Raw genomic sequence first — 9,080 nt, forward strand, 5'->3', positions numbered from 1 at the left:
TTTTTTTTATAACATATTATATTTTAAAAATCTAAGCATGCTGCTTATCGTGCTTTCCTTCTTTAATCTCTTCGATTAGCTTTTTATTAAAAGCTGGGAGATCATCTGGATTTCTACTGGTGACTAAGGCTTCATCTACAACAACCTCTTCATCTACCCAGTGCGCACCTGCATTTTCAAGGTCTTTCTTAATAGAATTAAAAGATGTCATTTTTCTACCTTCAACTACCTCTGCTTCAATTAAAGTCCATGCTGCGTGACAAATTGCTGCTACCGGTTTTTTTTTGTTTGAAAAAGTCTCGAACAAATTTTACCGCATTGTCTTCTCTTCTTAATTTATCAGGATTTATAACACCTCCCGGCAAAACAAGTGCATTATAGTCTTGAGCCTTAACTTCGCTCAAAGTTTTATCTACCTTGTATTCTTTAGACCAATTTCCGTCTGCCCAAGATTTTATATTTCCAGATTTCAAACTAACTATTTCAACTTGAAAACCTTCTTTCTCCATTGCCTCTTTAGGAGATTTCAATTCACTTTCTTCAAATCCATCTGTTGCCAAAATGGCTATTCTCTTTTTCATAATTGTTGGTTTTAAAATTAAGAAATAAAGATATCGAAGACTTAATGCTTAGTGTATTAAAAGGTTTATAAATAAAATGACTAAATCGTTAAACCTCTATTAATCCATGAATGAAAGATGTTAATTTTCGTTTTCAGTATTTGTTTTGAGATCTTTAATAATCTTGTGATCTTCCTTCAGTTTTGTTTTTTTTTCATCTAATTTTTCCAATTCCTGGTGAATAGCAGGTTCACTAAATTCGTTAGGAGTTACCTTTTCCTTTATATGCAAAGCATATTGCACTGTGAACTCTGCACCAAAAAACATAATTAAACAGGTATAATTTACCCAAAGTAAAATAAGCACCAAAGAGGAAGCTCCTCCATATACTGAAGCAGGATCTGTCCTACCAAAATAAATTCCAATTAAATATTCCCCGAGCAAGAAAAGGACCGTTGTTAATGCCGCTCCAAAGAGTGTAACTTTCCATCGTATCTTAATATCTGGCAATAATTTAAATAGGGAACCAAAAAGTAAGGTTATAAATACAAGCGAAAGAACTGAGTTTACTAAATCGACACCTAATTCAGTGAACGCAGGAGCATAACTTTCAATATAATCACTTAACATTCTAATGATTGTTGAAACAATTAATCCTAAAAGCATTAAAAAGCCCAATACTAAAATCATCCCGAATGAGATTACCCGATCCATAAACATTCTAAAGTAAGTCTCTTTCCGTTCAGCTACATTCCAGATATTATTCATTGCTTTTTTCAGCTGAAAGAACACACCCGTGGCTCCAAAAACTAACATAAACACCCCAAAAACAACTGTCATGGTAGAATTACTGCTCAAGGCCACATTACTAATCATATTTTCGACCATCAGCGCAGATTCCTTCCCAATAAATTCTGTTATCTGACCGGTAATTCTGCCTTGTACCGCTTCCTTTCCAAAGAAATAACCAGCTATACTTACAATTATTATAAGGAGAGATGGTAATGAAAAAAGGGTATAATAAGCAATGATTGCACTTTTCGCCCAAGGGTCGTTTCCGTTCCAACTTCCGTAGGTCTTTTTTAAAAGCTGCCAAAATGTTTTAAGTTTTCTCATAACCCATAATGGGATTTGAATAATAGCAAATGATGTTTTTGATGACCTGCAGAAATGAAACCGGCAGCACGTGGAGATAATTGCGATCTACTTGCTTCTCCCACTCTACCGGACATATCTTCTTCAAAGCTTTCAAAAAGAGCAATCCCAGCATCTCTAACAGCTTCAAATTCGGCAATATAACTTTCCAAACTTCTTCTATTGGCCTTTGAAGCCGGAACATAAGCATCATGATCGAATCCCGGAAGCGGAGTTAGATCTTCGCGAGCAATTGTTAAGGCTCTATATTGAAAAATACGCTCGGTATCTATTACATGTTGTAGTACCTGTGCAACCGTCCATTTTCCCTCAGCATAAGCATGCTTTAAATCATCCTCTTTTAGTCCTTTCAAAAAACTAACATATTCTGTTTTCTGATCTTTTAAAATTTTGATCAATTCTTCATCGGGAAGTTTATCAATATAAGTCTGGTAAAAGGTATTATATTCTGAAGTTGGCAATTCTGATGTCATCATAGTTTCAAATAAAATTTTAAAAACTTCAAGGTATAAAAAAACCCTTTAGACCAATTGGAATAAAGGGTTTTTATAATAAGATTTTTGATTTACAGTTCCTTAAAAATAGAATGCATCAAACGTTTTTTATCATTCATGCTTTCCTCTAAAGAAATCATTGTTTCGGTTCTATAAACCCCTTCGATATCATCTAGTTGAAAGATGATCTCCTTAGCATGTTGTGTGTTTTTAGCACGTATCTTACAAAACACATTGAATTTTCCTGTAGTTACATGAGCAACAGTAACAAATGGAATATCGTTGATACGCTCTAAAACAAATTTTGTCTGAGATGTATTTTTCAAAAATATACCCACATATGCAATAAAAGCATATCCTAGTTTTTCATAATTCAGGGTTAAAGTAGAACCCAAAATTATTTGTGCCTCTTCCATCTTCTTAACACGCACGTGTACGGTTCCAGCAGATATGTTCAATTTTTTAGCAATATCTGTAAACGGAGTACGCGTATTCTCGATTAGCATATCCAGAATCTGATGATCGGTTTCGTCTAATTTATATTTTGCCATGATTCTTAAAGTCTTTTAATGAAACACAAAATTAATACAATTTCACTAGAAAATTAGCAAAGAAATTTAGTTTTTTTCATAATTTATCATCAAAACTTCATTTTTAAGAAGAATCTTATCTACTATAACGTTTTCGTTGAGTGATTTATGGTCTGGAAGTGTTATTCTTTGGGAATCGCAGTGAATTTCCCTGTGTGCAAAGAACGCTAATTCTGGAGAAATGTTTTCAATAGTTCCTAAAAATTTTATCTCATCATCCTCCAAAACTTCTTTAAATTGAATTGCTACATCGACAATTTTTCCATCTACCTCTGCATTTCTTAATATTAGGTCATAAAAAAGCTTTTCGTTTTCTGGAATATTAAAATATACTGAAGTGTTTATTTTCTTGTAAGACTCCATGGCAATTGTATTTAATGCTGAAAAAAGAGCATAAAAAACATATTCTCTAGTCTTTTCGCGATTGTAATCTTCTGGATAATGTCCGGCTTCAAATAAAATAGTTGGGACACCCAAGCCTTGGAATGCATCTCCGGTACAATTGTCATTATACCCGTCATCATATCTTCCTATGCTGTTTGGGATGAACTTAGAGAGATCGCTATAGATAGCACCTATAACTTTCATGGACGCTTCTCTAGACGGGGTTATAGCTCTTTCAATATCTTCTGAAGGTGTTAAAAAAGACAAGGTGGCAGGATTATCAGTTGGACCAGCACTAAAAATTGTGCGTTGATCATGAAGGTTAAAGCAAAAATCAGGCTGAAAATCATGAAATACCTTCCTTAAGACTTTACTTTCTACTTGGCTTAAGCCTTTTGCATCCCTGTTTAGATCTACTCCATTAGCATTTACACGAGTATAAGCTCTGGCGCCATCCGGATTGAGCATTGGTATAATATACAAGGTGCAAGAACTCAAAATATCTTTTACAGCAGATTCTTTAGTATGCTGACTAAATAAATTCAGCAAATCAAAAACAGCTTTTGTAGTGGTAGATTCATTTCCATGCATTTGAGACCACATGAGAATTTTAGTTTCCCCTGAACCCATTTTAATTAAATGAATAGGTTCCCCTAAAGTAGAATCCTCTAAAATTTCTATCTCAAAATTTAAGGCTAATTTTTTTAAAGGTTCAGAAATGTGGGACGCATTTATATATCTGCCAGCTAAAGTCGCTTGCTTAAAAACCGAGTACTTATTTAAAATGGATGATGGAATATTTGTCATGTTTACAAAAGTAAATAATCATTAATTTACAATTGTAAACACTTAAAATCCAAACAACTGTTTACATAAGTAAACAACTTAGCGAAATTTGTCCGGATGCAAATTGGAAAAATTCCTAAGATCATAATTTTAATAATTAATTAATTTGTTTTTAGATAGTTACACTACTTTATATAAACCTTAAGTTGATTATCCAACTAGTAAATTACCTTTGTAACTTGATAAATTGATCTTATTGTTTTACATTTGTAAATACCTAAAATCAATATTGAATTTACAATGGTAAACAGTGATGAGTTCTCCAAAAGGCTTCAAATAATCCTAGATTATTACGATATTTCTGCGGCTGTTTTTGCAGATGCCATCCAAGTAGGCCGCTCTTCCATCTCCCATATTTTGTCCGGAAGGAATAAACCCAGTTTAGATTTTGTGCTGAAAATTGTACAGACCTATCCCGAGGTAGAATTGTATTGGCTCTTAAATGGGAAAGGAAATTTTCCAAAATCAGATAATGAAGAAGTAGCTCCTTCAAAAAATATTAAGACTTCTGCTCCATCCTTAAATAGTGAGGAAAAAGCAAAAAACCCACAACTAATTGAAAACTCATCTAGACCGATAAATCTTCCCGGAAGTAAGGCTTCAGCTAAAAACATTAAGCGAGTGGTGCTTTTTTATGAGGATGGCACTTTTGAAGCCTTCGAAAATTGAGTTTTAGACTAGAAAATCTTTATTTTTGTGGCATGAAAGGCTGTATTCGGTTTTTCATCTAAATGATCAAAAATAGCCTCTGCAAAGAGGGCAATTCAATGATTGTAGAAAACTTATTTAAATGAAAAAACTTCTTTTTAGCCTCAGTCTCTTCTCTCTACTAGCTTCTTGTTATTCCCCGAAAAAAAACTGCAATCAATTTCATACAGGAACATTTAAATTTGAATCTTATTTAAACGGAGAGCTGGTTACCTCAACTTTTACTAGAAATGACACATTAGAGGTAGATACCTTTAAAGGCGCTGTGGACACCTCTTCTGTACGTTGGATTAATGATTGTGAGTATATTATAAAGAATCTAAATCCAAAAAATATGGCTGAAAGAAAACCTTTGCATATTAAGATTCTTACCACAAAAAACGATTCCTATACTTTTGAATATGGTTTGGTGGGAGATCCTAAGAAAAAGAAAGGTACTGTAACTAAAATAAAAGATTAACCCTCACTAAGGGAGTAAAAATAACAATCGGCCCAAAAATAGAGAATCAATTGCTCTTTCTGTTTTTTAAAAGTTCATTTTGCTCCTGCATTAAATCGGTAAGATCCGACAGCAGCTGAATTTCCTTTGGAGTTTCAACGGTTTTATCTTTAGGATCCTGCGCTTTTCTTCGGAAGCTATTCATAAACTTCACTACAAGAAAAATAGTAAAACCAATAATTACAAAGTCCAATAGCGCTTCAACCAAAGCACCATAACCAATAGCAATTTCTTTTACTTCCACCGCTCCCTCCTGAGCAGCGTCTATACCTTCTCGAAGAATAATTCTTCTATCTGCGAAATTAATTCCATCTGTAAGCATGGAAAGTGGCGGTAACACAACTTGTTTTACAAGTACGTCCACAACTTTATTGAAGGCGGTACCTATAATGATACCCACCGCCATATCTATCATATTGCCTTTTATGGCAAATTCCTTGAACTCTTTAAACAATCCCATTATTCATCAAATAATTTTGTCTGACTTTCTTCACCATTATTTTTCTCTCTCGATACTATTTCAAACGAGGTTTTCTGCTCTTCATGCTCCTCTCCAGAGATAACTTCTTCCTCCTGAACTTCTAATTCCTCCAGCACTACTTCCTCTTCTTCAAAAGGTACAGGATCCAATAGATTAATTTGTTTTACTTTTTCTGTAGTCAACTGATTACCAAGAGCCTTAACGCCTTTTACTGAAATAAATTCTTCAATATTAATTATTTGATTTTCCTTAGCATCTTTTCCTCTTATTTTAGAGAAAACAAGCTCTACTTGTGGTATATAATCTGTAGATACCAACTCCAAATACGACTTTTCGTGGTCTCCAATAAATTGTTCTTCTCGGTCCTCATTTTCAATCAAGAATCGCTTTACATAGTAACGCTCTTTCTCTGCCTCCCAATAAATTGCTGAAATTGGTTTTTTAGGAGCCCATTTTTCAAGAACAATAAATTCATCATCGAATCTTGTAGTTAATTCTGGCTTAATTGTTTTTGCGACTCCATCCTGAGTGACTAACAAGATTCTATCTTCACCTTTAAATTCACCCAACAATTCCCCACGCTCGTCTACATTTAACCTCTTAACACTATCATCGAACCAAATTCTTCTAGGTTTTAATGTAGAAACACCTTCTTCTTTAAGCTCTATCTTCTTAACAGCATATTTGGTAACAATATTTCCTTTTACATTTCGGCCTTTAATAGCCATATCTGCAAAGTCTACTTCAAATTTTAGCTTCTTAATACTACCCACTTGCCTTAAATAGACAGTAACCACTTCTGCCTCTCCATTTGGATTTGCAGAAAAATAAAGGATTTTAGAGTCTTTTTTACCCTGAGAAACAGGATATTCCCGATCTCTTGTAATAGAGGTAACCGCAAATCGCTTGATATAGGAGGAACCACCTTTTCCATCGCGATAGATTAAATTATAGATAGTCCGCTTATCTTTCTTTTTAAAGACAGCCACATGCACAATGTCTTTTCCTATAAAAGTTTTAGCATCGACTTTTGTAACCATCATAGTTCCATCTGCAGTAAAGCAAATAACATCATCTATATCTGAACAATCTGCTACAAATTCATCCTTTTTCAAAGAAGTTCCAATAAAGCCTTCTTTTCTATTTACATAGAGCTTTGTGTTGCGCATAGCCACTTTAGAGGCCTCTATGTCTTCAAATAATTTAAGTTCGGTCTTACGCTCCCTTCCCTCTCCATATTCTTTTTTCAACCTTGCAAAATACGCGATAGCAAAATCTACAAGATTATCTAGATGATGTTTTACCTGTGCTATTTCATCTTCTAGGGAATCAATTTTTTGCTGTGCTTTATCTATATCGAATTTAGAAATACGTTTAATTCTAATTTCTGTTAATCTGGTAATATCCTCTTCGGTTACCGCTCGTTTTAAATGAGTAACATGTGGTTTTAAGCCTTTATCTATAGCTTGTATAACTCCTTCCCAAGTTTCCTCATCTTCAATATCCCGATAAATCCTATTTTCAATAAAAATTCGCTCCAGAGAAGCAAAATGCCATTGCTCTTCGAACTCTGCCAATCTAATTTCTAGATCACTCTTCAGAAGACTAAGCGTATGATCTGTAGAGCGTTTCAGCATTTCTGAAACCCCGAGAAAAATTGGCTTATTATCTATAATCACGCAACCTAAAGGCGAAATAGAATTCTCGCAGGTTGTGAATGCATATAATGCATCTATCATCTTATCTGGAGACACATTTGGCGGTAAATAGATCAAAATCTCTACAAACTCTGCAGTGTTGTCTTCAATTCGCTTGATCTTAATCTTCCCCTTGTCATTCGCTTTTAGGATAGATTCTATTAAAGAAGTAGTTGTAGTACCAAAGGGTATTTCGGTTATAGCCAGCGTACTTTTATCGTACTGTGATATTTTCGCACGAACCCTTACTTTCCCACCACGTTTCCCATCATTATAATTTGAAACGTCTGCTTCACCTCCAGTTGGGAAATCCGGAAACAATTTAAAACTCTTTCCTTTTAAATGTTTTATTGAGGCATCTATAAGTTCTACAAAATTATGAGGAAGAATTCGGGTGCTTAAACCCACTGCAATTCCCTCAGCTCCTTGCGCGAGCAATAATGGAAATCTAACAGGAAGATTTACCGGCTCTTTTTTTCTACCGTCATAAGATAATTGCCATTCTGTGATCTTAGGATTATAAATAACCTCCAAAGCGAATTTGGATAATCTAGCCTCTATATATCGAGGAGCAGCAGCACGGTCTCCGGTGAATACATTTCCCCAGTTCCCTTGCATATCTATTAAAAGATCTTTCTGCCCAACCTGTACCATGGCATCTCCAATACTTGCATCTCCGTGAGGATGATACTGCATGGTATGTCCAACTATATTCGCAACTTTGTTATATCTCCCGTCATCCAGATCCTTCATAGAATGCATGATCCTGCGCTGCACCGGCTTAAAACCATCTTCTACAGCGGGAACAGCACGTTCCAAAATTACATAGGAAGCATAATCCAAAAACCAATCTTTGTACATTCCTGTAACCCGAATAAGTGTTTCTTTGGATTGCTCTAATTCTTCTGGTATTTCTTGGGAATTATCTTGATTTTCTAAATCCATTAAGACTCTACTTTGTTTTTCTCAAGTACTTTTTTAAGTGACTCAATCATTCCTCTTTTTTTCTTTTTATTTAAAAAAGTGATATTAAAGGTATACGATCTTGGTCCTTTTTTTCTGCGGCTTCTAATATAAATTTTAAGACTTGCATAGATTCCAAAATCCAGTACTCTAAAATCTATTAATTTACCCTTAGGAAACTCTGCTCGCTTTACGCGGTATTCCATAAATTTTGAAAAGAACAAGCCGTTATTCTTAAAATTCAAGGTTTCTCCGTCGCTATCGAAATCGAAGGATTGTCCTATTCTATGAAAATATATCCCGAAGAGAATAAGTAATATATTGGGTAGAAAATGACTAAAAGTAATGGTGCTCTCATTATCTGAAGCCATTAACTCTAAGTTCACGAAAATATTTGTTACAAAGGCTGCAACAATTATCATATAGATAGAAGGAACAAGCTTAGTTTCAGTAGTATTTTTAAACCTCATAGGCTATTCCTCTATCAAATCGAGCTCGACTTTTAAATTATCTATTATAAATTCCTGCCTGTCCGGCGTGTTTTTACCCATATAAAAATTCAACAATTCTTCAATAGACATTTCTTTGTCCAACATAACAGGGTCCAATCTAATATTTTCTCCAATGAAATGCTTGAATTCGTCCGGAGATATTTCTCCAAGTCCCTTAAAGCGGGTGATTTCTGCCTTACCGCTTAGTTTTT

Annotated in this window: 9 protein-coding genes and 2 pseudogenes; 2 read left to right on the plus strand and 9 right to left on the minus strand. The window is 34.5% G+C overall.

The genetic code is table 11. The annotated features are described in order from the left end of the window. Window positions 1-31: 31 nt before the first annotated feature. From ON07_RS15590 to ON07_RS12845, 5 genes and pseudogenes are all read right to left on the minus strand, one after another. Window positions 32-581, minus strand: a pseudogene (locus tag ON07_RS15590) (type 1 glutamine amidotransferase domain-containing protein). A gap of 120 nt (window positions 582-701) precedes the next feature. After that, window positions 702-1,676: a YihY/virulence factor BrkB family protein gene (locus ON07_RS12830; RefSeq protein WP_010232164.1), complete on the minus strand. Its 975-nt coding sequence runs from the start codon at window positions 1,674-1,676 to the stop codon at window positions 702-704. Next, window positions 1,673-2,191, minus strand: a complete 519-nt coding sequence (locus ON07_RS12835; protein ID WP_029331973.1) for a DinB family protein — start codon at window positions 2,189-2,191, stop codon at window positions 1,673-1,675. The genes ON07_RS12830 and ON07_RS12835 overlap by 4 nt, the downstream gene beginning before the upstream one ends. 89 nt (window positions 2,192-2,280) lie before the next feature. Then, a complete protein-coding gene (locus tag ON07_RS12840; protein ID WP_010232169.1) occupies window positions 2,281-2,760 on the minus strand; it encodes an Lrp/AsnC family transcriptional regulator in 480 nt (159 codons plus the stop codon). Between the two features lie 66 nt (window positions 2,761-2,826). Further along, complete coding sequence (locus tag ON07_RS12845; RefSeq protein ID WP_010232172.1) at window positions 2,827-3,990, minus strand: M14 family metallopeptidase; 1,164 nt, start codon at window positions 3,988-3,990, stop codon at window positions 2,827-2,829. Between the two features lie 279 nt (window positions 3,991-4,269). Here ON07_RS12845 and ON07_RS12850 point away from each other — a divergent pair, with 279 nt between their 5' ends. Continuing rightward, window positions 4,270-4,698, plus strand: coding sequence for a helix-turn-helix transcriptional regulator (locus tag ON07_RS12850; RefSeq protein ID WP_010232174.1), 429 nt, complete (start codon window positions 4,270-4,272; stop codon window positions 4,696-4,698). Between the two features lie 121 nt (window positions 4,699-4,819). After that, complete coding sequence (locus ON07_RS12855; protein WP_010232176.1) at window positions 4,820-5,197, plus strand: hypothetical protein; 378 nt, start codon at window positions 4,820-4,822, stop codon at window positions 5,195-5,197. A gap of 46 nt (window positions 5,198-5,243) precedes the next feature. Here the strand turns inward: ON07_RS12855 and mscL are convergent, their stop codons facing one another. From mscL to ON07_RS12875, 4 genes and pseudogenes are all read right to left on the minus strand, one after another. Continuing rightward, a complete protein-coding gene (gene mscL / locus ON07_RS12860; protein WP_010232179.1) occupies window positions 5,244-5,696 on the minus strand; it encodes a large conductance mechanosensitive channel protein MscL in 453 nt (150 codons plus the stop codon). Next, window positions 5,696-8,359, minus strand: coding sequence for a DNA gyrase/topoisomerase IV subunit A (locus ON07_RS12865; RefSeq protein WP_010232181.1), 2,664 nt, complete (start codon window positions 8,357-8,359; stop codon window positions 5,696-5,698). Before ON07_RS12865 ends, mscL begins: the two co-directional genes overlap by 1 nt. Beyond that, on the minus strand, window positions 8,359-8,847 hold the full coding sequence (locus ON07_RS12870) for a hypothetical protein (RefSeq protein ID WP_010232183.1): 489 nt from the start codon (window positions 8,845-8,847) through the stop codon (window positions 8,359-8,361). The genes ON07_RS12865 and ON07_RS12870 overlap by 1 nt, the downstream gene beginning before the upstream one ends. A 3-nt stretch (window positions 8,848-8,850) precedes the next feature. Beyond that, window positions 8,851-9,080, minus strand: a pseudogene (locus ON07_RS12875) (type IIA DNA topoisomerase subunit B); the annotation flags it as partial.

It is taken from the genome of Gillisia marina, assembly GCF_000258765.1.
GTDB lineage: Bacteria > Bacteroidota > Bacteroidia > Flavobacteriales > Flavobacteriaceae > Gillisia > Gillisia marina.